The sequence below is a fragment of the Saccharopolyspora rosea genome, from assembly GCF_025643595.1.
Taxonomy (GTDB): Bacteria; Actinomycetota; Actinomycetes; order Mycobacteriales; family Pseudonocardiaceae; genus Saccharopolyspora; species Saccharopolyspora rosea.
Map to the genome: position 1 here is coordinate 4,730,862 of NZ_CP102826.1, position 24,194 is coordinate 4,755,055.

The 24,194-nt window shown below is 71.6% G+C and carries 22 protein-coding genes; 9 read left to right on the forward strand and 13 right to left on the reverse strand.

All coding sequences use genetic code 11. The annotated features are described in order from the left end of the window. Positions 1 to 39: 39 nt before the first annotated feature. Positions 40 to 1,797, forward strand: coding sequence for a GGDEF domain-containing protein (locus NV263_RS21875; RefSeq protein ID WP_263248489.1), 1,758 nt, complete (start codon positions 40 to 42; stop codon positions 1,795 to 1,797). Between the two features lie 14 nt (positions 1,798 to 1,811). Here NV263_RS21875 and NV263_RS21880 read toward each other — a convergent pair whose 3' ends face one another. The 8 genes from NV263_RS21880 to NV263_RS21915 all read right to left on the reverse strand — a co-directional run bounded on the left by NV263_RS21880 (position 1,812) and on the right by NV263_RS21915 (position 9,419). Then, positions 1,812 to 2,252: a helix-turn-helix domain-containing protein gene (locus NV263_RS21880; protein WP_263248490.1), complete on the reverse strand. Its 441-nt coding sequence runs from the start codon at positions 2,250 to 2,252 to the stop codon at positions 1,812 to 1,814. Between the two features lie 647 nt (positions 2,253 to 2,899). Continuing rightward, positions 2,900 to 3,301, reverse strand: a complete 402-nt coding sequence (locus tag NV263_RS21885) for a metal-sulfur cluster assembly factor (RefSeq protein WP_263248492.1) — start codon at positions 3,299 to 3,301, stop codon at positions 2,900 to 2,902. 67 nt (positions 3,302 to 3,368) lie between these two features. Then, positions 3,369 to 3,821: a Fe-S cluster assembly sulfur transfer protein SufU gene (sufU, locus tag NV263_RS21890; protein WP_263248493.1), complete on the reverse strand. Its 453-nt coding sequence runs from the start codon at positions 3,819 to 3,821 to the stop codon at positions 3,369 to 3,371. Positions 3,822 to 3,843: 22 nt separating this feature from the next. Beyond that, positions 3,844 to 5,160 carry a cysteine desulfurase gene (locus NV263_RS21895; protein WP_263248495.1) on the reverse strand — a complete coding sequence of 439 codons (1,317 nt, stop codon included), beginning with the start codon at positions 5,158 to 5,160 and terminating at the stop codon, positions 3,844 to 3,846. Next, entirely contained in the window at positions 5,157 to 5,930 is a 774-nt protein-coding gene (sufC, locus tag NV263_RS21900; protein WP_263248497.1) for a Fe-S cluster assembly ATPase SufC, read from the reverse strand. Before sufC ends, NV263_RS21895 begins: the two co-directional genes overlap by 4 nt. A gap of 51 nt (positions 5,931 to 5,981) precedes the next feature. Next, complete coding sequence (sufD, locus tag NV263_RS21905) at positions 5,982 to 7,169, reverse strand: Fe-S cluster assembly protein SufD (RefSeq protein WP_263248499.1); 1,188 nt, start codon at positions 7,167 to 7,169, stop codon at positions 5,982 to 5,984. Position 7,170: 1 nt separating this feature from the next. Further along, positions 7,171 to 8,622: a Fe-S cluster assembly protein SufB gene (gene sufB, locus NV263_RS21910; RefSeq protein WP_263248500.1), complete on the reverse strand. Its 1,452-nt coding sequence runs from the start codon at positions 8,620 to 8,622 to the stop codon at positions 7,171 to 7,173. After that, on the reverse strand, positions 8,619 to 9,419 hold the full coding sequence (locus NV263_RS21915) for a helix-turn-helix transcriptional regulator (protein WP_380759964.1): 801 nt from the start codon (positions 9,417 to 9,419) through the stop codon (positions 8,619 to 8,621). The genes sufB and NV263_RS21915 overlap by 4 nt, the downstream gene beginning before the upstream one ends. A gap of 87 nt (positions 9,420 to 9,506) precedes the next feature. On the opposite strand from NV263_RS21915, the gene mptB reads away from it, so the two are divergent. The 3 genes from mptB to NV263_RS21930 all read left to right on the forward strand — a co-directional run bounded on the left by mptB (position 9,507) and on the right by NV263_RS21930 (position 12,837). Then, positions 9,507 to 11,084, forward strand: coding sequence for a polyprenol phosphomannose-dependent alpha 1,6 mannosyltransferase MptB (mptB, locus tag NV263_RS21920; protein WP_263248501.1), 1,578 nt, complete (start codon positions 9,507 to 9,509; stop codon positions 11,082 to 11,084). Between the two features lie 11 nt (positions 11,085 to 11,095). Beyond that, entirely contained in the window at positions 11,096 to 12,031 is a 936-nt protein-coding gene (locus NV263_RS21925; RefSeq protein WP_263248503.1) for an ABC transporter ATP-binding protein, read from the forward strand. An 89-nt stretch (positions 12,032 to 12,120) separates the two neighbouring features. Beyond that, positions 12,121 to 12,837 carry an ABC transporter permease gene (locus NV263_RS21930; RefSeq protein WP_263254301.1) on the forward strand — a complete coding sequence of 239 codons (717 nt, stop codon included), beginning with the start codon at positions 12,121 to 12,123 and terminating at the stop codon, positions 12,835 to 12,837. Positions 12,838 to 13,107: 270 nt separating this feature from the next. On the opposite strand, the gene NV263_RS21935 is transcribed toward NV263_RS21930, so the two are convergent. Continuing rightward, positions 13,108 to 14,532 carry an NF041680 family putative transposase gene (locus tag NV263_RS21935; RefSeq protein WP_263248505.1) on the reverse strand — a complete coding sequence of 475 codons (1,425 nt, stop codon included), beginning with the start codon at positions 14,530 to 14,532 and terminating at the stop codon, positions 13,108 to 13,110. 145 nt (positions 14,533 to 14,677) lie between these two features. Between NV263_RS21935 and NV263_RS21940 the strand changes: the two genes are divergently transcribed. Together NV263_RS21940 and NV263_RS21945 are read left to right on the forward strand one after the other, a co-directional pair. After that, positions 14,678 to 15,529 carry an SCO6745 family protein gene (locus NV263_RS21940; protein ID WP_263248507.1) on the forward strand — a complete coding sequence of 284 codons (852 nt, stop codon included), beginning with the start codon at positions 14,678 to 14,680 and terminating at the stop codon, positions 15,527 to 15,529. Between the two features lie 66 nt (positions 15,530 to 15,595). After that, positions 15,596 to 16,558, forward strand: a complete 963-nt coding sequence (locus NV263_RS21945; protein WP_263248509.1) for a COX15/CtaA family protein — start codon at positions 15,596 to 15,598, stop codon at positions 16,556 to 16,558. 38 nt (positions 16,559 to 16,596) lie between these two features. Here NV263_RS21945 and NV263_RS21950 read toward each other — a convergent pair whose 3' ends face one another. The 3 genes from NV263_RS21950 to NV263_RS21960 all read right to left on the reverse strand — a co-directional run bounded on the left by NV263_RS21950 (position 16,597) and on the right by NV263_RS21960 (position 18,368). Continuing rightward, positions 16,597 to 17,091: a GbsR/MarR family transcriptional regulator gene (locus tag NV263_RS21950; RefSeq protein WP_263248510.1), complete on the reverse strand. Its 495-nt coding sequence runs from the start codon at positions 17,089 to 17,091 to the stop codon at positions 16,597 to 16,599. Between the two features lie 87 nt (positions 17,092 to 17,178). Further along, positions 17,179 to 18,060: an ATP-grasp domain-containing protein gene (locus tag NV263_RS21955; protein WP_380760356.1), complete on the reverse strand. Its 882-nt coding sequence runs from the start codon at positions 18,058 to 18,060 to the stop codon at positions 17,179 to 17,181. Next, positions 18,057 to 18,368: a hypothetical protein gene (locus NV263_RS21960; protein ID WP_263248513.1), complete on the reverse strand. Its 312-nt coding sequence runs from the start codon at positions 18,366 to 18,368 to the stop codon at positions 18,057 to 18,059. The genes NV263_RS21955 and NV263_RS21960 overlap by 4 nt, the downstream gene beginning before the upstream one ends. Positions 18,369 to 18,487: 119 nt before the next feature. Between NV263_RS21960 and NV263_RS21965 the strand changes: the two genes are divergently transcribed. After that, complete coding sequence (locus tag NV263_RS21965) at positions 18,488 to 19,456, forward strand: quinone oxidoreductase family protein (protein WP_263248515.1); 969 nt, start codon at positions 18,488 to 18,490, stop codon at positions 19,454 to 19,456. A 79-nt stretch (positions 19,457 to 19,535) separates the two neighbouring features. Here NV263_RS21965 and NV263_RS21970 read toward each other — a convergent pair whose 3' ends face one another. Further along, positions 19,536 to 20,507 (reverse strand): heme o synthase, encoded by a 972-nt coding sequence (locus NV263_RS21970; protein ID WP_397545635.1) that lies wholly within the window; start codon positions 20,505 to 20,507, stop codon positions 19,536 to 19,538. 447 nt (positions 20,508 to 20,954) lie between these two features. Between NV263_RS21970 and tkt the strand changes: the two genes are divergently transcribed. Together tkt and tal are read left to right on the forward strand one after the other, a co-directional pair. Next, complete coding sequence (gene tkt, locus NV263_RS21975; protein ID WP_263248518.1) at positions 20,955 to 23,051, forward strand: transketolase; 2,097 nt, start codon at positions 20,955 to 20,957, stop codon at positions 23,049 to 23,051. Between the two features lie 14 nt (positions 23,052 to 23,065). Then, a complete protein-coding gene (gene tal, locus NV263_RS21980) occupies positions 23,066 to 24,172 on the forward strand; it encodes a transaldolase (RefSeq protein ID WP_263248519.1) in 1,107 nt (368 codons plus the stop codon). Positions 24,173 to 24,194 lie beyond the last annotated feature (22 nt).

The following is a 24,194-nucleotide window of genomic DNA, read 5'->3' on the forward strand; positions in this document are numbered from 1 at the left end:
TGCCGGTGAACACGTCGTGAACAGGGTCGATGGAGCGGCATGAGTGCGGGCAACATCGACTCCGTGCTTGCGCTGGTGGCAGAAGTGCGCTTCGCGTTCCAGCCGCTGATCAACATCCGGACCGGTGCGATCGTCGCGGTCGAGGCGTTCGCCCGACCGGCGGGCGCGCACGTCCAGGACCTGTTCCGGGAGGCCGCCCGCCAGCGGCGGCTGACCGAGCTGGACGTGGAGCTGGCCGTGGCCGCCGTCGACGCGGCCGCCGAGCACGAGACCCTGCTGCCGCTGCACCTCAACATCTTCGGCGGCACGGTCACCCACGACCTCGACCGACTGGACCTGCTGCGCGAGCGGCTGCGCGCGATCGGGCGCCGCGAGCACGACGTGACGCTGGAGGTCGGGCCGCCGTTCGCGCGCCTGGACCCCGAGCAGCTGGTCGTCGGCGTGGAGAAGCTGCGCGCCGACGGGTTCCAGATCGCCCTCGACGGCGTCGGCGACGGTGACGTGCCGCTGACGCTGATCGCCGACCTCGGCCCCGGCATGGTGAAGCTGGACCGGGCCGTGGTGCAGGGCGTGCCGGACCAGCCGGGACGGCTGGCGGTGCTGGAGTCGGTGCGGCACCTGTGCGAGTCCACCGACGGGCAGCTCGTCGCCGAGGGCGTGGAGAACGAACGGCAGCTGACCGCGCTGCGCCGCAACGGGGTCCGGCTGGTGCAGGGCAACCTGCTGGCCCCGGCGGCGCGCCGACCACCCACCGCGAGCTGGATCCCCGGGGTCGCCGCCGAGGTCACCGACCCGCAGGCGCCGACGGTCAACAGCCTGGCCACCGGACCGCGGGTGACCGAGTTCCTGTCCCCGGCGACCATGCTGTCCACCGACGTCACCGCCGACGAGGTGCGCGGGGTGCTCGCCGACCACCCGGAGGTCAGCGGCGTGGTGCTGGTGGACGAGCAGAACCGTCCGCGGTGGACGATCGACCGGAACCGGTTCCTGCTGGCCGTGACCGGTCCGTACGGGCACGCGCTGCACGCCAAGCGACCGGCGTCGCGGTTGGCCGACGAGCCCCGCTTGGTCAACACCGCCACCACCGCGATGGAGGCGCTGAGCCTGGTCACCAGGTCCGTGCAGCAGCGCATGTACGACGACGCGGTCGTCGTCGACGAGTCCGGCAGCTGCCTGGGCGTGGTGCGGGCCGGCGACCTGATCCGCGGCATCGCCGAGCTGAAGGTCGAGGAGGCCGCCGCGCTCAACCCGCTGACCCGGCTGCCCGGCAGCGACGCCGTCGCCCGCGACGTGGCCCGCCGCACCGCCACCGGCGAGGTGTTCGCGGTCAGCTGGCTGGACGTGGACGGGTTCAAGCAGGTCAACGACACCGTCGGGTTCTCCGCCGGGGACGATCTGATCCGCTCCGTCGGCCGCAGCCTCACCGATGCCGCGACCGCGTTGAGCTCGGTGCAGGTCGGCCACGTCGGGGGCGACGACTTCCTGCTGGTGGCCGACCTCGACGACCTGATCCCGCTGGCGGAACTGGTGCTCGACACGCCGCGCACGGCGGGCGACGTGGAGGTCAGCCTGTCGCTGGCGACGCTGGTCTGCACGCCGACCTCGGTGACCTCCTACGACGAGGCGTCCCGGCGGCTGGCCCCGCTGAAGAAGGAGGCGAAGTCGCTGCGCGGGTCGAGCTGGGTGCTGTCCCGGCCCGACTCCGAGCGCGTCGAGGTGCTCCGCGGCCGCCCGGCCGACGATCGGGACCAGGCGATCCCCGCCCAGGAAACGGCACCTCGGGAACACCGGACCTGAGCGGGCCGACGGGCCTAGCGCCGATCGTCGCGGTGCTGGCCTTCCTCCAGCGACTGGAGCTGTTCCAGCAGGCCGATCAGCACGCCGCGGTGTTCCGGGCTGAGCTGCCCGGAGCGCAGTGCGATGTCCTTGACGTCGGCCTTGCCCAGGGCGGCCAGCAGGTCCAGCTGCTGCGAGTAGCGCTCGGCGGCCTCGTCGTTGCCGAAGTAGACCACGGACACGCCGAAGAACTCGGCCAGCCTGGTGACCAGGTCCCACGCCGGGCGGGTCTTCTTGCCGCTCAGCAGGTCGTACAGGTGCTGTCGGCTGACGCCGACACCGGCGGCGACCTCGGCCACCGCGTACTTGCCGCCGCCCTCCTCGGCGGATCTGGGCACGACGTCGAACAGCTTGCGGAGTTTCGCGGCGAACGCGTTCTCGCCGCTGCCGTCGGCACCGCTGTCAGCCACGTTCACCGCCCACTTCCAGCATCGTCGTTCGACCGTCAACTAAGACTGACACGGATATCTTCCGTGTCGTCTATAGTTGACACAGTGCTCGCCAACGCTTACGTTTGACCTTGTCGGTGTCAACCATAGCCGACGCCTCTCGCTGGGGGTAGAGACGTCGCGACTGTGGTCCGACCGGGGGACCGCCGCAGCGGTACCCGGCGGAACCGGCACGTCGCCACGCCGGTTCCCCACTCGGCCGCGGCACGGCCGGGCGGGGTTCGCCAACGCGCTCGCGAACCTCGCCTGGCGGCGCTCCACGGGGTCAGGGGCGTCCGGGCCGTGCCCGGCCGGTGGAGGTCACGGCGTGGTCGACCAGAGGGTCGCCACCGCGTCGCGGAGGCGTTCGGCGGCCCGGCGGCCGGGACTCGGCAGGAGTCCCGGCACGCGGACGTCGCCCGACTCGCGCGCGGCGGGCGTCGAGGGTGCGGGCGACGGCGAACGCGGCCCGGTCCCCCGGCGTGCCCACCTGCGCCGACGGGCCGGGACCGCACCCCCCCTCGGTCGGCCCGCCGGGCGACGTCCGTGCCGCACCCGGACACCGGCACCGGCCGCTCCGGCGCACGAAAAACGGGCACCCCGGCGGCGGGGTGCCCGTTCACGACGTCGGCGCGTCAGACCGTGAAGCCGAGGGCGCGCAGCTGCTCGCGACCCTCCTCGGTGATCTTCTCCGGACCCCACGGCGGCATCCACACCCAGTTGATGCGGAAATCGTCGACCAGCCCGCCGCCAGGTCCAGTGGTCAGCGCGGCCCGCGCCTGGTCCTCGATGACGTCGGTGAGCGGGCAGGCCGCCGAGGTCAACGTCATGTCCACGGTCGCGGTGTTGTCCGCTTCGACGCGGATGTCGTACACCAGGCCGAGGTCGACGACGTTGATGCCCAGCTCCGGGTCGACCACGTCGCGCAGCGCCTCGGCCACGTCGTCCACTGACGCGACCTCGGCTGCGGGCGGGGCTTCCGGCATCCCCTCCACGCCGCGCACCACGTCAGTTCCCGCGTTCGTTTCGTCGGTCATGCCGCCTCCTGTTTCTTGCGGGGCACCCGCACCCGGTCGGCGAGCACGAGCGGTCCGGCACCGTGGCTCATGCCGCCTCCTGAGCTCGGGACACGGCGTCCTTGAACGCCATCCAACCAAGCAGCGCGCACTTCACGCGAGCCGGGTACTTGGCCACACCGGCGAACGCGATGCCGTCCTCCAGCACGTCCTCGTCCGGGTCGACCTTGCCGCGCCCGTGCATCAGCTCGCTGAACGCGGCCTCGGTCGACATCGCCTCCTTGAGCTGCCTGCCGACCACCAGGTCGGTGAGCACCGACGTGGACGCCTGGCTGATCGAACAGCCCTGGCCCTCGTAGGAAACGTCCTCGACGACCGCGTCCGGACCGGCGCCGGTCAACCGGACGCGCAGCGTGACCTCGTCGCCGCACACGGGGTTGACCTGGAACGATTCCGCGTCGAACGGCTCGCGCAGGCCCCGGCGGTGCGGTTTGCGGTAGTGGTCCAGGATGATCTCCTGGTACATCTGCTCCAGCTGCATCTGGCTCCTCGGCAGTCGGAGATCAAGCCACCCCGAAGAAGCGCTGCGCGTGGCGCACCGCATCCACCAACGCCTTGACCTCGTCCAGCTCGTTGTACAGGTAGAAGGACGCGCGCACGGTCGCCGGAATTCCCATCCGCCGGTGCAGCGGCCACGCGCAGTGGTGGCCGACCCGGACCTCGACGCCCTGGTCGTCGAGCACCTGACCGGCGTCGTGCGGGTGCACGCCGTCGATCACGAACGACACCGTGGCGCCGCGGTGCTCGGCGCTGGTGGGGCCGATGATGCGCACGCCCTCGATCGCCGACAGCTCGCGCAGCGCCAGCTCGGTGAGGCGCCGCTCGTGCTCGGCCACCCGGTCCATGCCGACCACCGACAGGTAGTCCACCGCCGCGCCCAGGCCCACGGCCTGCGAGGTCATCGGCACGCCCGCCTCGAACCGCTGCGGCGGCTCGGCGAACGTCGAGCGGTCGATGTGCACCATCTCGATCATCGATCCGCCGGTGATGAACGGCGGCATGGCGGCCAGCAGTTCGCGGCGGCCGTAGAGCACGCCGACGCCGGACGGGCCGAGCATCTTGTGCCCGGAGAAGGCCGCGAAGTCCACGCCCAGTTCCCCGAGGTCGACCGGGAAGTGCGGCACCGACTGGCAGGCGTCCAGCACCACCAGCGCACCCACCTGGTGGGCGCGGGAGACGATCGGCTCCGCCGGGTTGACCGTGCCCAGCACGTTGGACTGGTGGACGAACGCGACCAGCTTGGTCCGCTCGGTGATCATGCTGTCCACATCGGACAGATCGAGGCGGCCCTCGTCGGTGACGCCGAACCAGCGCAGCGTCGCGCCGGTGCGCTGGCACAGCTGCTGCCACGGCACCAGGTTGGCGTGGTGCTCCATCTCGGTGACGACGACCTCGTCGCCCGGTCCGAGCCGGAAGCGCTCGGCCTCCGGCCCGGACGTGGCCGCGTTGCTCATCGCGTAGGCGACGAGGTTGAAGCCCTCGGTGGCGTTCTTGGTGAACACCACCTCGTCGTCGGCGACACCGATGAAGCGGGCGATCCGGGCGCGGGCCCCCTCGTAGGCGTCCGTGGCCTCCTCGGCCAACTGGTGCGCACCGCGGTGCACCGCCGCGTTGGAGTGCTCCAGGAAGGAGCGCTCCGCGTCGAGCACCTGGCGCGGACGCTGCGAGGTCGCTCCCGAGTCGAGGTAGACCAGCGGGCGACCCTCGCGGATCGTCCTGGTCAGGATCGGGAAGTCCGCGCGGATCGCGGCGACGTCCAGCGGCGTCGTCGCACCGGTCGGAACGCTCGCACCAGAGGTGCGAGGAGGCTGAACGGTCATGACTGGACGGCTGCCTCCTTCTTGCCGGTGAACCGCACGTAGCCGTGCTCCTCCAGCTGGTCGGCCAGCTCCGCGCCACCGGACTCGACGACCTTGCCGTCGGCGAAGACGTGCACGAAGTCCGGCTTGATGTGCTTGAGGATCCGGGTGTAGTGCGTGATCAGCAGGACGCCGCGGTCACCCTTGGCGGTGTAGCGGTTGACGCCCTCGGAGACCACGCGCAGCGCGTCGACGTCCAGACCGGAGTCGGTCTCGTCCAGGATCGCGAACTTCGGGTTCAGCAGGTCCAGCTGGAGGATCTCGTGGCGCTTCTTCTCACCGCCCGAGAAGCCCTCGTTGACGCTGCGCTCGGCGAACGACGGGTCGATGTCCAGGTCGGACATCGCCTGCTTGACCTCCTTGACCCAGTGCCGGATCTGCGGGGCCTCGCCGCGGACCGCGGTCGCCGCGGTGCGCAGGAAGTTCGACATCGACACGCCCGGCACCTCGACCGGGTACTGCATGGCGAGGAACAGGCCGGCGCGGGCGCGCTCGTCCACGCTCATCTCCAGCACGTTCTCGCCGTCCAGCAGGACCTCACCCGAGTCGATCTGGTACTTCGGGTGGCCGGCGATGGCGTAGGCGAGCGTCGACTTGCCGGAACCGTTCGGGCCCATGATCGCGTGGATCTCGCCGGAGCCGACCTTGAGGTCGACACCGTTGAGGATCGGCTTGGCGCCCTCTTCGGTGAGGACGGAACCGTGCAGGTCCTTGATCTCCAGGGTGGCCATCTGTACTTCGTTTCTCCTGGTGTGTGCGGGAAAAGTCGGTTGTCCGGCGGGTCAGGCGCCGACCACCGCGAGTTCGTCCTCGATCGCGGCTTCCAGGCGCTTGCGGACCTCGGGCACGGTGATCTTCTGCAGGATCTCGCCGAAGAACCCGCGCACCACCAGGCGCCGGGCCTGGTCCTCCGGGATGCCCCGGGCCTGCAGGTAGAACAGCTGCTCGTCGTCGAACCGCCCGGTGGCGCTGGCGTGCCCGGCACCCTCGATCTCGCCGGTCTCGATCTCCAGGTTCGGCACCGAGTCGGCGCGGGCGCCCTCGGTGAGCACCAGGTTCCGGTTCAGCTCGTAGGTGTCGGTGCCCTCGGCCGCCGCGCGGATCAGCACGTCGCCGATCCACACCGTGTGCGCCGAGTTGCCCTGCAGCGCGCCCTTGTAGAGCACGTTGCTGCGGCAGTTCGGCACCGCGTGGTCGACCAGCATCCGGTGCTCCAGGTGCTGACCGGCGTCGGCGAAGTACAGCCCGAGCAGCTCGGCGTCACCGCCCTTGTCGCCGTAGGTGACGGTGGTGTTGACCCGCACCAGGTCACCGCCGAGGGTCACGGCCAGGTGGCGGAACACCGAGTCCCGGCCGAGGTGGGCGTGCTCGGAGCTGACCTGCGCGGCGTCGTCGGCCCAGTCGTGGATCGAGACGACCGACAGCCGCGCCGAGTCGGCGACGACGAACTCGACGTTGTCGGCCACCGTGCCGCTGCCGCGGTAGTCGACCACGACCACGGCCTCGGCGAACTGCTCGGCGCGCACCTGCAGGTGGCCGAACGCCGTCCGCCCCTCGCCCGGCCCGTGCACCGTGACGGTGACCGGCTCGGTCGACTGGGTGTCCTTCGGGACCGTGACGATCGTCGCCTCGGTGAAGGAGGTCCACGCCTGCGCGGCGACCCGGTCGGCGGGGATCCCGCCGTCACCGAGCCGCGCGTCCTCGCGCCCCACGGTCTCCACCTGGGCCCCGGAGACCTCGACCTTGATGTCGCCGGTCGCGGTCGCGGTGCCGTCGTGCAGGCCGCGCAGCCGCTTCACCGGCGTGAACCGCCAGTCCTCCTCGCGACCGCCGGGCACCTCGAAGGCGTCGACGTCGTAGGAGGTGAACCGCTCCCCCCGGGAGGACTGCGGGACCACCGGTCCGCCGTGGGAGTGCTCGGCGAGGCCGTGCTGGGCCGCGGTGCCGTCGGTCTTGGTGGTGCTCGTCATCTCAGCCGACGGCCCCTTCCATCTGCAGCTCGATCAGTCGGTTCAGTTCCAGTGCGTATTCCATGGGCAGCTCGCGCGCGATCGGCTCGACGAAGCCGCGCACGATCATCGCCATGGCCTCGTCCTCGGTCAGGCCGCGCTGCATCAGGTAGAACAGCTGGTCGTCGCTGACCTTGGACACGGTGGCCTCGTGGCCCATGTTCACGTCGTCGGTGCGGATGTCGACGTACGGGTAGGTGTCGGAGCGGCTGACGGTGTCCACCAGCAGCGCGTCGCACTTGACGTTGGACGACGAGTGGGCGGCGCGCTTGGCGACCTTCACCAGACCCCGGTACGAGGTGCGGCCACCGCCCCGGGCGATCGACTTGGAGACGATCGTCGAGGAGGTGTGCGGCGCCATGTGCTCCATCTTCGCGCCGGCGTCCTGGTGCTGGCCCTCGCCGGCGAACGCCACCGAGAGCACCTCGCCCTTGGCGTGCTCGCCCATCAGGAACACCGACGGGTACTTCATGGTGACCTTGGAGCCCAGGTTGCCGTCGACCCACTCCATGGTGGCGCCCTCTTCGGCCTTGGCCCGCTTGGTGACCAGGTTGTACACGTTGTTCGACCAGTTCTGGATGGTCGTGTACCGGCAGCGGCCGCCCTTCTTGACCACGATCTCCACGACCGCCGAGTGCAGCGAGTCGGAGGAGTAGATCGGCGCGGTGCAGCCCTCGACGTAGTGCACGTAGGCACCCTCGTCGACGATGATGAGCGTCCGCTCGAACTGGCCCATGTTCTCGGTGTTGATCCGGAAGTAGGCCTGCAGCGGGATGTCGACGTGCACGCCCGGCGGCACGTAGATGAACGAACCCCCCGACCACACCGCGGTGTTCAGCGCGGAGAACTTGTTGTCACCGGCCGGGATGACCGAGCCGAAGTACTCCTTGAAGATCTCCGGGTGCTCGCGCAGTCCGGTGTCGGTGTCCAGGAAGATGACGCCCTGCTTCTCCAGGTCGTCGCGGATCTTGTGGTACACGACCTCGGACTCGTACTGGGCGGCCACACCCGCGACCAGGCGCTGCTTCTCCGCCTCGGGGATGCCCAGCTTGTCGTAGGTCCGCTTGATGTCCTCGGGCAGGTCCTCCCAGGTCTGGGCCTGCTGCTCGGTGGAGCGGACGAAGTACTTGATGTTGTCGAAGTCGATGCCGGACAGGTCCGCGCCCCAGTTCGGCATGGGCTTGCGGTCGAACAACCGCAGCGCCTTCAGCCGCGATTCCAGCATCCACTCGGGCTCGTCCTTCTTGTCCGAGATGTCGCGCACGACGTTCTCGTCGAGCCCCCGGCGAGCGCTGGCGCCCGCGACGTCCGGGTCGGCCCAGCCGTACTCGTAGTTCCCCAGGGTCGCCAGGGTCTCCTCCTGGCTGAGCGGGCCAGAGGTGGTGGGTGTGCGCTGCTCCGCAGCGGCAGTCATACGGGCTCCCCTCCATCAGGAATCGGGGCGGTCTCCCGCCGGTCGTCACCGGCGGAGTTCGGGTTGCTCGGTCGCGCGACGCGCGCGTCCGGTACGTGCGTCGTGCAGGCCACGTCGCCGTTGGCGATGGTGGCCAGCCGTTGCACGTGGGTGCCGAGGACCTCGGCGAACGCCGCCGTCTCGGCCTCGCACAGCTGCGGGAAGTCCGCGGCCACGTGCGCCACCGGGCAGTGGTGCTGGCAGAGCTGCTCACCACTGGCGACCTTCCGCGTCGTGGCAGCGTAGCCCTCCCTGGTCAGCGCGTCGGCCAGGGCCTCCGCGCGATCGGCCGGGTCCGAACCGGCCGTGAGCACCTCCCGGTGGTTGGCCACCAGGGCGGCCATCCGCCGTTCGGCGAACTCGCGCACCGCGTGCTCACCGTCGTGTTCGGCGATGAACCGCAGCGCCGCCACCGCCAGGTCGTCGTAGGCGTGCCCGAACCGCGCCCGACCCACCTCGGTGAGCAGGAACAGCTTCGCGGGCCTGCCCCGGCCCCGACGTCCTCGCGGCGACGATTCCCTCGTGTAGGCCTCGCCCTCGGCGACCAGCACGTCGAGGTGCCGGCGCACCGCGGTCGGGCTCAACCCGAGTTCCTCGGCCACCGCAGCGGCGGTGATCGGCCCGCGTTGCAGCAGCAACCGCGCGACCGCGTGCCGGGTGCCCCCGTCACCGTGAGCGGCCGCGCCCTGGTGGGCCGCGGGGCCCGGTCCGGCCGCCGCAGCCGCCACAGCCGACGGAGGCGTTCCGGCGTTTTTCACAACACGAATGTTACCTATTTCGACGGCAGGCGTGCCAGAGCGCGGGGCGGACACGTGATCTGACTCACCCGATTACGCTTCGTCGTCGTGGCGGCAGGCGAAGCGGCCGACCGGACGACCTCCGACCGGGCGGCGGACACCCCCCAGGCGCCGGACGCGGCGCCGCTGGAGCGCACCGAGCGACGGCAGCTCGACGTCGTGCGCCGGTTCGGCACCGCGGGCTCGCTGGTGCTGGCCTTCGGCGCCATCGGCGCCGGGGCCGCGCCGGTGGACAACCCGCTGTCGGGCGTGCGGCTGATCGGGCTGCCCGCGCGCATCCCGACGGTGGCGATGGCGTGCGCCTGGCTGGGCATGCTCATGGTCGTCACCGCGTGGCTGTGGCTCGGCCGGTTGTCCTGGCCCGGCCGGGAGCGGATGGTCACGGTCACCCAGCTCGCACGCACGCTGACCATGTGGTCCCTGCCGCTGGCCGTGGCACCGCCGCTGTTCAGCACCGACATGTACAGCTACCTCGCGCAGAGCGAGGTGGCCGCGCGCGGGCTCAACCCCTACCTGCTCGGCCCGGCCGCCGCGCTCGGCGTGGACCACCCGTTCACCGCCAACGTGCCCAACATCTGGCGCGACACGCCGTCGCCGTACGGGCCGCTGTTCCTGATGTTCGGGCAGCTGATCTCCCGGGTCGTCGGCGACAACGTGGTGTTCGGGGTGCTGCTGTGGCGCGTGGTGATGCTCGCCGGGCTGGCGGCGGCGATCTGGGCCATCCCGCGCCTGGCGCGCCGCTGCGGGGTGCACCCGGTGCCCGCGCTCTGGCTCGGCGCGGCGAACCCGATCGTGCTGTTCCACATCGTCAGCGGCATGCACAACGACGCGCTGATGGTCGGCATCATGCTCGCCGCCATCGAACTCGGACTGCGGTGGCGCAACCCGGGCGGCGTGCTGCTCACCGGCGTGCTGCTGACCGCGGCGGGGGCGATCAAACCGCCCGCGTTCATCGCGCTCGGCTTCTTCGGGCTCTACGTCGTGCACCGGCGCGGTGGGCGGTTCTCCGACCTGGTGAAGGTCGGCGCGGTGCTCACCGCCGTGTTCCTCGCCACCATGACGATCATCACGGTCGCCAGCGGGTGGGGGCTGGGCTGGATCGAGACCTTCGACGTGCCCAACCGGGTCAAGACGTTCATGGCGCCGCTGACCGCGTTCGGCATGACCGGCGGCGGGCTGAGCATGCTCCTCGGGCTCGGCAACCACACCGACTCGATGCTGGTCATCACCAAGATCATCGGCTACGCCATCACCGGCGTGGTGTGCCTGCGGATGCTGTGGCTGTCCTTCCGCGGGCGCGTCGAACCGCTGGCCGCGCTGGGCATCACCTTCCTGACCCTCGCGCTGTGCGTGCCGGTGCTGTGGCCCTGGTACCTGCTGTGGGCCGTGGTGCCGCTGGCGCTGTCCACCAACGACAACCGGTTCCGCATCACCGCCACCGTCATCTGCGCGGTGGTGTCGCTGCTGATCCCGCCCACCGGCGCGGGCTTCCTCAACCGCGCCTACCAGGTGCCGTGGGCCGTGCTCGCCGCTCTCGTCGCATTCGCCCTCCTGCTGTGGCTGGTGCGCGGCAGGGTGCCCTGGCCCACGCCCACCCGGGGCCGTCCGCGTCCGGCGGCGTCATAGTCTTGGATGTCGTGAGCAACGCCGACAGTCCGGCCGTCGAGCTGCGCGGGCTGCAGAAGAGCTTCGGCGACACCGTCGCGGTCGCCGGTCTCGACCTGCGCGTGGAACGCGGCACCGTGCTGGCCCTGCTCGGCCCCAACGGGGCGGGCAAGACCACCACGATCGAGATCTGCGAGGGCTTCCAGCGCGCCGACGGCGGCGAAGTCCGGGTGCTCGGCCTGGACCCCACCTCCCAGCACGAACAGCTCCGGCCCCGCATCGGCGTCATGCCGCAGGGCGGCGGTGCCTACCCGGGCGTGCGCGCCGACGAGATGCTGCGGCTGGTGGCCACCTGCGCCGCGCACCCGCTGGACCCGGAATGGCTGCTCGACGTCCTCGGCCTCGGCGGTGTCCGCCGCACCCCGTACAAGCGGCTGTCCGGCGGCCAGCAGCAGCGGCTGTCGCTGGCCTGCGCCCTCGTCGGGCGCCCCGAGCTGGTGTTCCTCGACGAACCGACCGCGGGGATGGATCCGCAGGCCCGCCGCCAGGTGTGGGACCTCGTCGCCGCGCTGCGCCGGGACGGCGTGAGCGTGCTGCTGACCACGCACCTGATGGACGAGGCCGAGGCGCTGGCCGACCGGGTCGTCATCATCGACCACGGGCAGGCCGTCGCCGACGGCACCGCCGAGGAGCTGACCGCGCCCGCGGACGGGCAGCAGGAGCTGCGCTTCCGCTCGCAGCAGGGCCTCGACCTGGAACTGCTGGTGGCCGCCCTGCCGGAGAACTGCGAGGCCACCGAGCTGCGGCCCGGCGACTACGCGGTGCGCGGGATCGTCGACCCGCAGGTGGTGTCGACGGTGACGGCGTGGTGCGCCCAGCACGGCGTGCTCGCCCAGGAGCTGCGGGTCACCCGCCGCAGCCTGGAGGACGTGTTCCTGGAACTGACCGGACGGGAGCTGCGATCGTGAGCGCCGAATCCCGAACCGAAGCGCGGCAGGGTTCGGAGTTCCCCGCCGGAACCTTCGCCCCGGCGCCCGGGCGCGGCGGCGCGCTGCGCATGCTGGCCGCGCAGACCAAGGTCGAAGCGCTGCTGATCATCCGCCACGGCGAGCAGATCCTGCTCAACCTGATCATCCCGCTGGCCCTGCTGATCGGGCTGAGCGAGCTGAAGATCGGCACCATGCCGGAACCGCGGATCAACTCGGTGATGCCGCGCATCCTGGCGCTGGCGGTGATGTCCACGGCCTTCACCGGGCAGGCGATCGCGCTCGGCTTCGACCGCCGGTACGGCGTGCTCAAGCGGCTGTCGGCCACGGCGCTGCCGCGCTGGACGCTGATCTCCGGGCGGGTGCTGGCGACGCTGCTGGTGGTCGCGTTGCAGGCGGTCGTGCTCAGCGCCGTCGCGTGCGCGCTGGGCTGGTCGCCGAGCGCGTCCGGGCTGGCGCCCGCGGTGCCGCTGCTGGTGCTGGGCACCCTGTCGTTCGGCGCGGCGGGAGCGCTGGTCGGCGGCTCGTTGCGGGCGGAGATCGTCCTGGCGCTGGCCAACGCGGTGTGGTTCGTGCTGCTGCTGGCGGGCGGCCTGGCGCTGCCCCCGGCGGACCTGCCCCACCCGGTCGGGATGATCGCCGGCTACCTGCCGTCCGGTGCGCTGGCCGAGTCGCTGGACGCGGTGCTGGTCGGCGGCGCCGCGCCCGGCGTGCAGCCCATCGTCGTGCTGCTGGTCTGGGGCGCCCTCGCGGGCGGCCTCGCGGTCCGCACCACCCGACTGACCTGACGCCGCGGAGTCCGGATCCCTCTTTAGAGCCTGTCTTCGAACTCGTTTTGCGAGGCGGCGCCGGTAGCGGAACCTCAGCGGCCGTCTCGGCTCCGGGAGCCCCTCCTGATGTATGCCCAATACACGGCGGAGGGGCTGTCCTCGCGAGACGACCGCTGAGAACCCGCGGCGGTGCGGGTTGCTAGACCGCTCACCGAAAGAGAAAGCGGCTACCGCCGCTTGCCACGCGGGTTCCGGACCAAGTTCGAAGACAGGCACTTAGCTTGTTCTTTAACCTGTGCGGCGGGGGCGTTTGGTGCCTGTTTTTGGTCGTTTTGTCTTGTGTGTGGTGGCGGTGTGCACGTTGTGGCGGGGCGTGGGGTGGCGGTTGGTTCGGCCCGCGGGGCGTCCTGGTCCTGGTCGGGAGGGTTTTGGTACTCGGGCGGGGGTGCCGGTGTGTTTGCGGAGGTGCCGAAATCCTCGGCGGACGCGGGCCGGGGTGAGCCGGTCGGGTTCGGCGGGTTTTTCCCAGGGACGGCGCAGGTCGGCGGCCAGTGAGCGGGCCAGTCGTAGTTGGGTGTAGCCGGCGAGGATGAGCCATGTCCAGCGGTCGGCGGCTTCCGGGGTGCGGAGTTTCGGGCATGTCCACCCGAGTGTTTGCTTGAGCAGGCGGAAGGTGTGCTCGATGTCGAATCGCCTCAGGAACGCATGCCATAGGTGGTCCACATCGGACCCGGAAAGATCCACTGAGGAACACCAGAGCCATACGGGTGTGGGAATCGCCCCGGACGGTAGTCGATCGACCTCCAGTCGGATCACGGTGCCCTCGATGATCGGTAACCGGCCTGCCTGCGCGGCCCAGGCACTGCGGTGGGTCAATCGTGGGTGCAGCCGGTTCCATGACCGCGCGGTGGCCGGTCCGTAGAGGCGGGTGTCGGTGCTGGTGGTGACGTCCGGATCACCCCAGGTGGCCGGGTCACCGAAGACGAACTCGCCGCCATGGCGTGGTGGGCGGCCGTATGCGCCGGGGGTTCGAGGCGGGGCCGCTCGGCGCAGGACCCGGTCCGAACGCATCCGACCCAGCACCACGACCGGCAGGTCGGCCAGCAGAAACGCAAGCCGGGGCGCGTCATACCCGGCGTCGGTCACCACCAGGATGTCGGGATCATCCGGCGTCTGTTGCCCGGCGGCGATCAGGTCGGTGACGACCTGGCGCAGCTGGGTCGCGGTGACCTCGGCGGCCTCGTCGCAGGGGGCCAGCCGCACGGCATCCAGCGGCGCGGTCCAGGAATGACGGCCGGTCTCCAGCGCGCAGATCACCGAATACGGCCACCCGGGAATCATGATGTGCTGACCCTTGCCGCGCCCGTAGGTATGGCACATGATCCGCTGCGGCGAGGTCGGCGCGTCCGGGCGCAGCCAGCTGGTGATATCCACCGCCAGCACCAACCGGCCATCGGCCGCCCGCGGCAGAGGTAACCCGGCCAGGGCACGCCGGAGCCTGCTCACCTCCACCCGCCCCCGATTCAGGGCGGCATACAGAGCACCGTGCCCCCGTCGATGCTCACTGGCCAGCGATAACTCCACCAGCGACCGCACCGGCCCATCCGCGCACAGCACCGCATCGGTCAACTCGAACAACCCATCCGCCCGGCTGGACAAGCACCGATGAAACTCGTTCCGGAACCCCGACAACCGCCCGAGCGCCGCAGCCATCTCGGGATCATGCACACTCACCACTGAAGCCCTTGGAATGATCACCGTTCTGTAGCAAGACGCATGATCAACCAAGGGCTTCATCCATGACCAACCGGGTCCACCACCAACCCCCGACGTTAAAGAACAAGCTTAGAGTGGCCGCATGACGAAGATCGCCCGCCGGGCCAAGAACTCCCTCGAACTGGTCCACGCCATGATCTACTTCGCGCCCGAAGCCGCCGACGCGTTCGCCGGGCTCGGGCTCGACCGGGGCCGGATGTCCTACTTCGCCGGACGGGCCGCGCCGATGGGACCGGTCGGTCCCGGCGTGGTCGCCGCGACGTTCTACAGCTTCAACCCGGCGGCCGTGGCCGAGGTGATCCCGCGCGCCTGGGAGATCGCCTCCCCGGAGGCGGTCGTGGCGGCGCGCTTCGAGGCGGCCGACGCGGCGCTGCGCCGGATGCTCGGCGCGGACGTGCTGAGCTCCGAGCTGGTCGCCGAGACCGCCGGGCTCGCCCGCCGCGCCGCCGAGGCGTGCCCGCCGGACGGCAAACCGCTGTTCGCCGGCCACGCCGACCTGGCCTGGCCCGAGGCGGCGCACCTGCGCCTGTGGCACGCGGTCACGCTGCTGCGCGAGTTCCGCGGCGACGCGCACCTCGCCGCCCTGCAGCGCGGCGGGCTGACCGGCCTGGAGGCGCTGGTGCTGCACACCGCCACCGGCGAGACCTTCACCGAGGAGGTCTCCAAGGAGATGCGCGGCTGGTCCGACCAGGAGTGGGCGACCGCCGCGCGAGGGCTGCGCGAGCGCGGGCTGCTCGGCGCTGAGGGCGAAATCACGGCGGCCGGGACCGCGTTGCGCGAGGAGGTCGAAGCGGACACCGACGCGATGTCGATGGCGCCGTGGGCCGCCCTCGGCGAGGACGGCGTGGAGGCGCTGACCCGCGGCGGCGCCCAGCTCAGCAAGGCGCTCGCCGCGGCCGGTGCGCTGCCGTCCGGGTTGTTCGCCCGCGGTTGAGCGCGCGGCCACCGGCTGTCAAGCCCTGGCGGCTGACCGGATCCGGGCGCGGCTAGCATCGAGGACGTGCCGACGGCCTCGATGCTTTCCCGAATCTCCCGCCCATCCCCCACCGCGGTGCGCGTGTTGGCGCTCGCCGTCGTGATCACCCAGGCGCTGATCTCGGTGACCGGGTCGGTGGTGCGGGTGACCGGATCCGGTCTCGGCTGCCCCACTTGGCCGCAGTGCTTCCCGGGCAGCATGGTGCCGGTCGCGCACCCGGAGGTCGCCAAGTTCCACCAGGTGATCGAGTTCGGCAACCGCACGCTGACCGGGCTGGTCGGTTTCATCGCGCTGGCCTGCTTCCTGGCCGCGTGGCGGGTGCGGCCGCGGCGGCGCCGCCTGGTCGGGCTCGCGCTGGTCATGCCGCTCGGCGTGGTGGCGCAGGCGGTCATCGGCGGCATCACGGTGCTGGTGGACCTGAGCTGGTGGAGCGTCTCGCTGCACTTCATGGCCTCGGCGGTGCTGATCTGGCTGGCGACGCACCTGTTCAAGGCGGCCGGTGAGGGCGACCGGGAGCCGGTGGACGTGGTCCCGCGCCGGATGCGGCGGCTGCTGGTGGCGCTGACCGCGGTCGCCGCGGCCATGCTGCTCGCGGGCACGCTGGTCACCGCGGCCGGTCCGCACGCCGGCGATGCCAAGACGCCCCGGCTGGACGTCCCGGTCCCGCACCTGGTCGAGGTGCACGGGACGCTCGTGATGGCCTACATCCTGCTGCTGGCCGTCTTCGGCGTCTGGTTGCGCGGTGCCCGGCCGACGAAGGCGCTGCTGCGCACGTACGGCGCGACGTGCGTCCTGGTCCTGGTCCAGGGCGTGATCGGCTCGGCCCAGTACGTGCTGGGCGTGCCGGAGCCGATGGTGGTGCTGCACGTCCTGTTCGCCACGCTGGTGATCATCGTGACCGCGCTGCTGTGGGGCGAGTCCCGGTACCGCGGCCCGGTCCCGGAGGCTCCGGCGGACTCCCGGTCCGCCGAAGCGGTTGCCGCCTGAAAGCCCGGCTCCGAACCCGTTCCGAGTGCCGGGAGCCGTCAGAACCGCAGGTTGCGGGCGCCCTCGCGTTCCCAGCGGCGCCACAGTTCGGGCATCTCCCCGGACAACCACTTGTAGAACTCGTGGACGGTGCGCAGCCGCCGGGCGCGTTCGCCCTGGCCGCTGAACATGCGCAGCCCCTGCTCGGTGAGCTCCTCCAGCTCGGTCACCCGCCGCATGCGGTGGCGCACCAGCTCGGGCCAGCGGTCCTCCTCCACCCGGTACAGCGCGGCTTCCTTGCCCTGCCGGGTCGTCTTGGAGATCACCCCGAGCCTGCGCAGCAGGCGGACGTTGGTGCTGACCGATCCGCTGCTGGCGTTCAGCGCCAGCGACAGTTCCGCGGCGGTGCGCTCCGGCGGGTCGCAGATCAGCAGGAACGCCAGGATGCGCCCGGCGATGAGCGGCATCCCCTCGGTGGCCTCGAAGTGCGCCGCCATCTGCTCGATCCACTCCGACATCGCGGGGCGGTCGGTGCGCTGCAGGTAGTCCGCCACGAGAGCTCCCCATGATCGAGTTCAGTCGCCGCTGAAAACATAGACCACCGCGAACGGTCGAGACCAGGACTCGCCGCGGTGTGTCGGTCAGCGGCGGGCCAGCGCGGCGCGCACCGCCGAGGCGAAGCGCGGCAGCGCCCCCGGGTCGGCGTGGCGGAACCCGAGCGAGGGCTCGGTGAGTTCCAGCTCCAGCAGCAGCGGTGCGCCGTCGGCGCCGCGCACCAGGTCGACCCGGGCGTACAGCAGCTCGGTGCGGTCGACCCCGAGGAAGTCCGCCGCGGCGTCCAGCGCGTCCTCCGCGGCCCGGCGCAGCGCCGCCGCGGGCCGCGCCTGGGCGAGCTTCTCCCCCGCGAACAGGCCCGATGCGTCGAGCTCGGAGCCGTCGGAGAGCATCGGCCCCTTGCTGAAGGCGTGCGAGAAGTGCCCACCGAGGAAGACCAGCGCGGTCTCGCCCTCGCGGTCCACGGCCGCCTGGTACGGCTGCAGCACCGCGACCTGGTTGCGGTCGTGGAGTGCGGCGAGGTGGCCGCGGGCGGCGTCGAGCTGGTCGGGGCCGAACCTGGCCGCACCGCGCGAGCCCGCCCCGACGGACGGCTTGAGCACGAACTCCCCGGCGGGCCACGTCGGCTCGGCGTCCGGGGCGACCAGCTCGGTGGGCACCACGGGCACGCCCTGGGCGGCCAGGTCGACCAGGTAGGACTTGTCGGTGTTCCAGCGCGCCACCGGGGCCGGGTTGACCAGCCCGGGCACCGAGTCGCACCACTTCAGGAACTCCTCGCGGCGCGCGGCGTAGTCCCAGGTGGCGCGCAGCACGACCAGGTCGGCGGCGGTGAAGTCGGTGTCCGGGTCGTCCCACGGGACCCATTCGGCGGCCACGCCGAGCTCGGCGAGTGCGTCGGCCAGCGGCGTGTCGTCGCCGTCCGAGGTGGGCAGGCATGCGCAGCCGGCCAGCAGGACGCGGGCCATCAGCGGGCGCGGGGGCCTGCCATGCGGCGGCGGTGCGCGGGGCCGATCTTCAACGCGGCGACGGTGTCGGCGTCCCACTCGTGGGCGGTGAGCCCCTCGACCGCCTCGACCAGGGCGGTCCCGGTGGGCACGTCGGGGACCAGGACGTCGCCGAACGCGCCGTCCTCGCCGATCAGCACGATGCGCGCGCCCGCGCGCCCCAGGTTCTCCACCACCGCACGCGCCGACCCGCCGTGCTCGCGCACGAACGCCGAAGCGGTCGCGATCGCCTTGGGCGACGGTGCGGCCTGCTGCTCGGTCTGCTCTGCCACACCGTGATCGTAGACACCCGCGTCGCCGCGCCGCGCCCAGACGTGGCGCACGCCTCGGTTGCCGGGACCGGCGGGCATGGGGTTGAGTCGGTCCTGCAACGACGGTGACGGAGGTGGACATGCGCGCGATCCAGGTGCGGCGGAACGGCGGCCCGGAGGTACTGGAACTCACCGAGATCGACACCCCCGGCCCCGGCCCCGGACAGCTGCTGGTGGAGGTCTCCGCGTCCGGGGTCAACTTCATCGACACCTACCAGCGCAGCGGGATCTACTCCGTGCCGTTGCCGTTCACGCCGGGCTCCGAGGGCGCGGGCCGCGTGGCCGCGATCGGCGACGGGGTCACCGACTTCGCCGTGGGCGACCACGTCGCCTGGGCGATGACGCCGGGCGCCTACGCCGAGCGCGCGGTGGTGCCCGCCGACAAGGCCGTCCGGGTGCCCGACGGCGTCGAGGACCGCACCGCGGCCGCGGCGATGCTCCAGGGCATGACCGCGCACTTCCTGGTGACCAGCACGCACCCGGTCGCCGAGGGCGAGACCGCGCTGGTGCACGCGGCGGCGGGCGGCATGGGCCTGCTGCTCACGCAGCTGATCAAGGCCCGCGGCGGGACCGTGATCGGCACGGTGTCCACCGCGGACAAGGAGCGGCTGGCCCGCGAGGCGGGCGCCGACCAGGTGATCCGCTACACCGAGGCGGACGTGGCCGAGTCGGTGCGCGAGCTGACCGGCGGCCGGGGCGTGGACGTCGTCTACGACGGGGTCGGCGAGTCCACCTTCGACGCGAGCCTGGCGAGCCTGCGCCCGCGCGGCGTGCTGGTGCTCTTCGGCGCGGCGAGCGGCCCGGTCCCGCCGGTGGACCCGCAGCGGCTGAACTCGGCCGGCTCGGTCTTCCTGACCCGCCCCAGCCTCGCCCACCACATCCTCAGCCGCGCGGAGCTGGACCAGCGCGCCGGGGACGTCTTCGGCTGGATCGCCGACGGCACCCTGACCATCCGCGTCGGCGCCACCTACCCGCTGGCCGACGCCCGCCGCGCCCACGAGGACCTGGAAGGCCGCCGCACCACCGGCAAGCTCCTGCTCGTGCCGTGACGCGGCGTGCGCCGCTTCCTCTTCCGGTGAGCGGTCTCGCAGCTCGCACCGCCGCGCACGGCGAGTCCGGAGCCGGCTCTCAGAACGGCCAGCCGAGGACCGGCAGGCTCAGCGCGGAGTCCACCGCGAGCGCCACGCACACGACCATCAGGTACGTGTTGGACATGTGGAACAGCTTCATCGGCTTGGTCTTCTCGCCGCGCTTGGTGGCGGCGTGCAGGCGGTGCGCCAGGACGAGGAACCAGGCGCCCGCCAGGACCGCGAACGCGGCGTAGAGCCAGCCGGTGGCCGGGACGAGCAGCAGCGTCCACAGCACCATCAGCCAGCTGAACAGCACGATCTGCCGCGACACGTGTTCCGGGCGCGCGACCACCGGGAGCATCGGGACCCCGGCGCGGGCGTAGTCGTCCTTGTACTTCATCGCCAGCGACCAGGTGTGCGGCGGGGTCCAGAAGAAGACGATGCCGAACATCACCAGCGCGGGCCAGTCCACCCGGCCGGTCACCCCGGCCCAGCCGATGACCACCGGCATGCACCCGGCCGCGCCGCCCCAGACGATGTTCTGCGCGGTGCGCCGCTTGAGCACCAGCGTGTAGATCAGGACGTAGAACAGGATCGTGGCCACCGCCAGCGCGGCGGCCAGCAGGTTCGTCGTCGCCCACAGCCAGCCGAACGAGGCCAGGCCGAGCACGAGTCCGAACACCAGGGCGTGCCGGTTCGACACGGTGTGCCGCACGAGCGGGCGCGCCCGGGTGCGTTTCATCACCTGGTCGATGTCCGCGTCGGCGACGCAGTTGAGGGCGTTCGCGCTGCCCGCCGCCATGGTCCCGCCGACCAGCGTGGCGATCACCAGCCACGGCGAGGGGATGCCGCGCTGGGCCAGCAGCATGGCCGGGATCGTGGTCACCAGCAGCAGCTCGATGACCCTCGGCTTGATCAACCCGGCGTACGCTTTCAGCAGCTCAGCGGGCCGCCGCGCATGCCGGTCGCGGGGGGCGTCGACGGCGGTGGTCACGACGCTGCGCTCACCGACGACATGGCACTCCTTGATCGTTCTCCACGGCCCGGACCAGCCCGGCGACCGGGCGGCACGAGCGCGTTCGGATCTCCCCGAATAGTAGGCGCGCTACGCGCCCCGCCCTCGCTCGGGTGGCCCGCGCTCGCCGCGACCCCGCCCGGTGTCCCTGGTCACGGGGGGTCTCCGAGTACCCTGGAGGCGTTCCCGCCGGGCGGGGACGCGGCAGCCCTCGAAACGCCGGAGACGCGCAGGACAGGGCGGGCCCGGGGTGATCCGACGACGGACCCGTGCCCCGCTCCGGACGTGGTGCGGATGCCGTCCGAGTCCCGCTCGCGACGCGCGGGAGAACGTCAATCCGGACGGGTGAGCGAGTGCCTGATCGGGCACGACTAGGCTGCCCGTCGGACGAGGGATAACCGCGGGTCGAATCGGTCCAGCGACCGCATTCACCGCGCCGAGGGAAAAACTGGAGCTGCGTCCGTGTCCGTCACCGACGATCTTGCCCGCTTGACCACCAAGCGACTCCCCGAAGACTGGACCGAGCTGGACCAGCGCGCCGTGGACACCGCCCGCGTGCTGGCCGCCGATGCGGTGGAGCGCTGCGGCAGCGGCCACCCGGGCACCGCGATGAGCCTGGCGCCGGCCGCCTACGCGCTGTTCCAGCGGATCATGCGCCACGACCCGAGCGACCCGGACTGGATCGGCCGGGACCGGTTCGTGCTCTCCGCCGGGCATTCCAGCCTGACGCTGTACGTGCAGCTGTTCCTCTCCGGCTACGGCCTGGAGCTGGACGACCTCAAGAGCCTGCGCAAGTGGGGCTCGAAGACCCCGGGGCACCCGGAGTACGGCCACACCGCGGGGGTGGAGACCACGACCGGTCCGCTGGGCCAGGGTCTGGCCACCGCGGTCGGCATGGCGATGGCCTCCCGCCGCGAGCGCGGCCTGTTCGAGCCGGAGGCCGCGCCGGGCGAGAGCCTGTTCGACCACCACGTCTACGTGATCGCCTCCGACGGCGACATCGAGGAGGGCGTGACCTCCGAGGCGTCCTCGCTGGCCGGCACGCAGCAGCTGGGCAACCTCACGGTGATCTACGACGCCAACGAGATCTCCATCGAGGACGACACCCGGATCGCGCTGTCCGAGGACACCGCCAAGCGCTACGAGGCCTACGGCTGGCACGTCCAGACCGTCCACGGCGGTGAGGACGTGCAGGGTCTGCTGGAGGCCGTCGAGGCCGCCAAGGCCGTCACCGACCGGCCGAGCCTGATCGTGCTGCGCACGGTCATCGGCTACCCGGCGCCGACCAAGATGAACACCGGCAAGGCCCACGGCGCCGCGCTCGGCGCCGACGAGGTCGCCGGGGTCAAGAAGGCGCTGGGCTTCGACCCGGAGCAGTCCTTCCAGGTCGACGACGAGGTGCTGGCGCACGCCCGCAAGGTCGCCGAGCGGGGCGCGGCCGCGCACGCCGAGTGGCAGGCGAAGTTCGACGCCTGGGCCGCCGCCAACCCGGAGCGCAAGGCGCTGCTGGACCGGCTGCGCAAGCGCGAGCTGCCCGCCGGTTGGCAGGAGAAGCTGCCGAGCTGGGAAGCCGACGGCAAGGGCATCGCCACCCGCAAGGCCTCCGGTGAGGTGCTCAGCGCGCTGGCCGACGTGCTGCCCGAGCTGTGGGGCGGTTCGGCCGACCTGGCGGAGAGCAACAACACCACGATGAAGGGCGTCGACTCGTTCGGCCCGGAGTCGATCTCCACCGGCAGCTGGCAGGCCAACCCGTACGGCCGCACGCTGCACTTCGGCATCCGCGAGCACGCGATGGGCGCGATCCTCAACGGCATCGCGCTGCACGGCGGCACCCGCCCGTACGGCGGCACCTTCCTGGTCTTCAGCGACTACATGCGGCCCGCTGTCCGGCTGTCCGCGCTGATGCGGACCCCGGTCACCTACGTGTGGACGCACGACTCGATCGGCCTGGGCGAGGACGGCCCGACCCACCAGCCGATCGAGCACCTGGCCGCGCTGCGCGCCATCCCGGGCTTCTCGCTGGTCCGTCCCGCCGACGCGAACGAGACCGCCGCGGCCTGGAAGGCGATCCTGGAGGACCCGAGCGGGCCGGCCGGTCTGGCGCTGACCCGGCAGGGCGTGCCGACCCTGGAGGGCGTGACCGCCGAGGGCGTCGCCAAGGGCGGCTACGTGCTGGCCGAGGCCGGCAACGGCGCTCCCGAGCTGGTGCTCATCGCCACTGGTTCCGAGGTCCAGCTGGCCGTCGAGGCCAGGAAGATCCTGGAGGCCGAGGGCGTTGCAACCCGTGTGGTCTCGATGCCGTGCGTGGAGTGGTTCGACGCGCAGGACGAGACCTACCGGGAGCAGGTGCTGCCGCGCTCGGTCCGGGCCCGGGTCTCGGTCGAGGCGGGCATCGCGCAGCCGTGGTACCGGTTCGTCTCCGACGCCGGTGAGTCCGTGTCGATCGAACACTTCGGCGCCTCGGCGGACTACAAGACCCTGTTCACCGAGTTCGGCTTCACCGTCGACGCCGTCGTCGCGGCGGCCCGGCGCAGCCTGAGCAACGCACGCAACGCGTGAGTGGAGGAATATCCGTGACCACCAACCCGAACCTCACCGCGCTGAGCGAGGCCGGGGTGTCGATCTGGCTGGACGACCTGTCCCGGCAGCGGATCGACTCCGGCAACCTCGCCGAGCTGATCAGCGACTACGCGGTCGTCGGCGTCACCAGCAACCCGACGATCTTCGCCAAGGCGATCTCCAACGCCGCCGACTACGACGCCAAGGTCCGCGAACTGGCGGCCCGCGGCGCCAGCGTCGACGACACCGTCCGCGAGCTGACCACCGCCGACGTGCGCGACGCCGCGGACATCTTCCGCAACGTGCACGAGGCCACCGGTGGCCTGGACGGCCGGGTGTCGCTGGAGGTCGACCCGCGGCTGGCGCACGACACCGAGCGCACCGTCGCCGAGGCCCTGGACCTGTGGAAGGCAGTGGACCGGCCGAACCTGATGGTCAAGATCCCGGCCACCGTCGAGGGGCTGCCGGCCATCACCCGGGCGCTGGCCGAGGGCGTGAGCGTCAACGTCACGCTGATCTTCTCGGTGCAGCGCTACCGCGACGTGATGGACGCCTACCTGGCGGGCCTGGAGCAGGCCAAGGCCAACGGCCACGACATCAGCTCGATCGCGTCGGTCGCGTCGTTCTTCGTGTCCCGGGTGGACACCGAGATCGACAAGCGGCTGGAGAAGATCGACGGTGGCGAGCAGCTGCGCGGCAAGGCCGCGATCGCCAACGCCCGCCTGGCCTACGCCGCCTACCAGGAGGTCTTCTCCTCCGACCGGTGGAAGGCGCTGGCGGCCGCCGGTGCCAAGCCGCAGCGCCCGCTGTGGGCGTCCACCGGCGTGAAGGACCCGGCCTACTCCGACACCCGCTACGTCGACGAGCTGGTCGCCCCGAACACGGTCAACACCATGCCGGAGGCCACCCTGTTCGCCACCGCCGACCACGCCGACGTGCGCGGCGACCGGGTCAGCGGCACCGCCGCCGAGGCGCAGCAGGTCTTCGACGACCTGGCCGGGCTCGGCATCGACCTGGACGACGTGTTCGCCGTGCTGGAGCGCGAGGGCGTCGAGAAGTTCGAGAAGTCCTGGGAAGAACTGCTGGACACCGTCGGCCAGCAGCTCGGCCAGGCCGAGTAACCACGGGGACCTCCCCGCGATT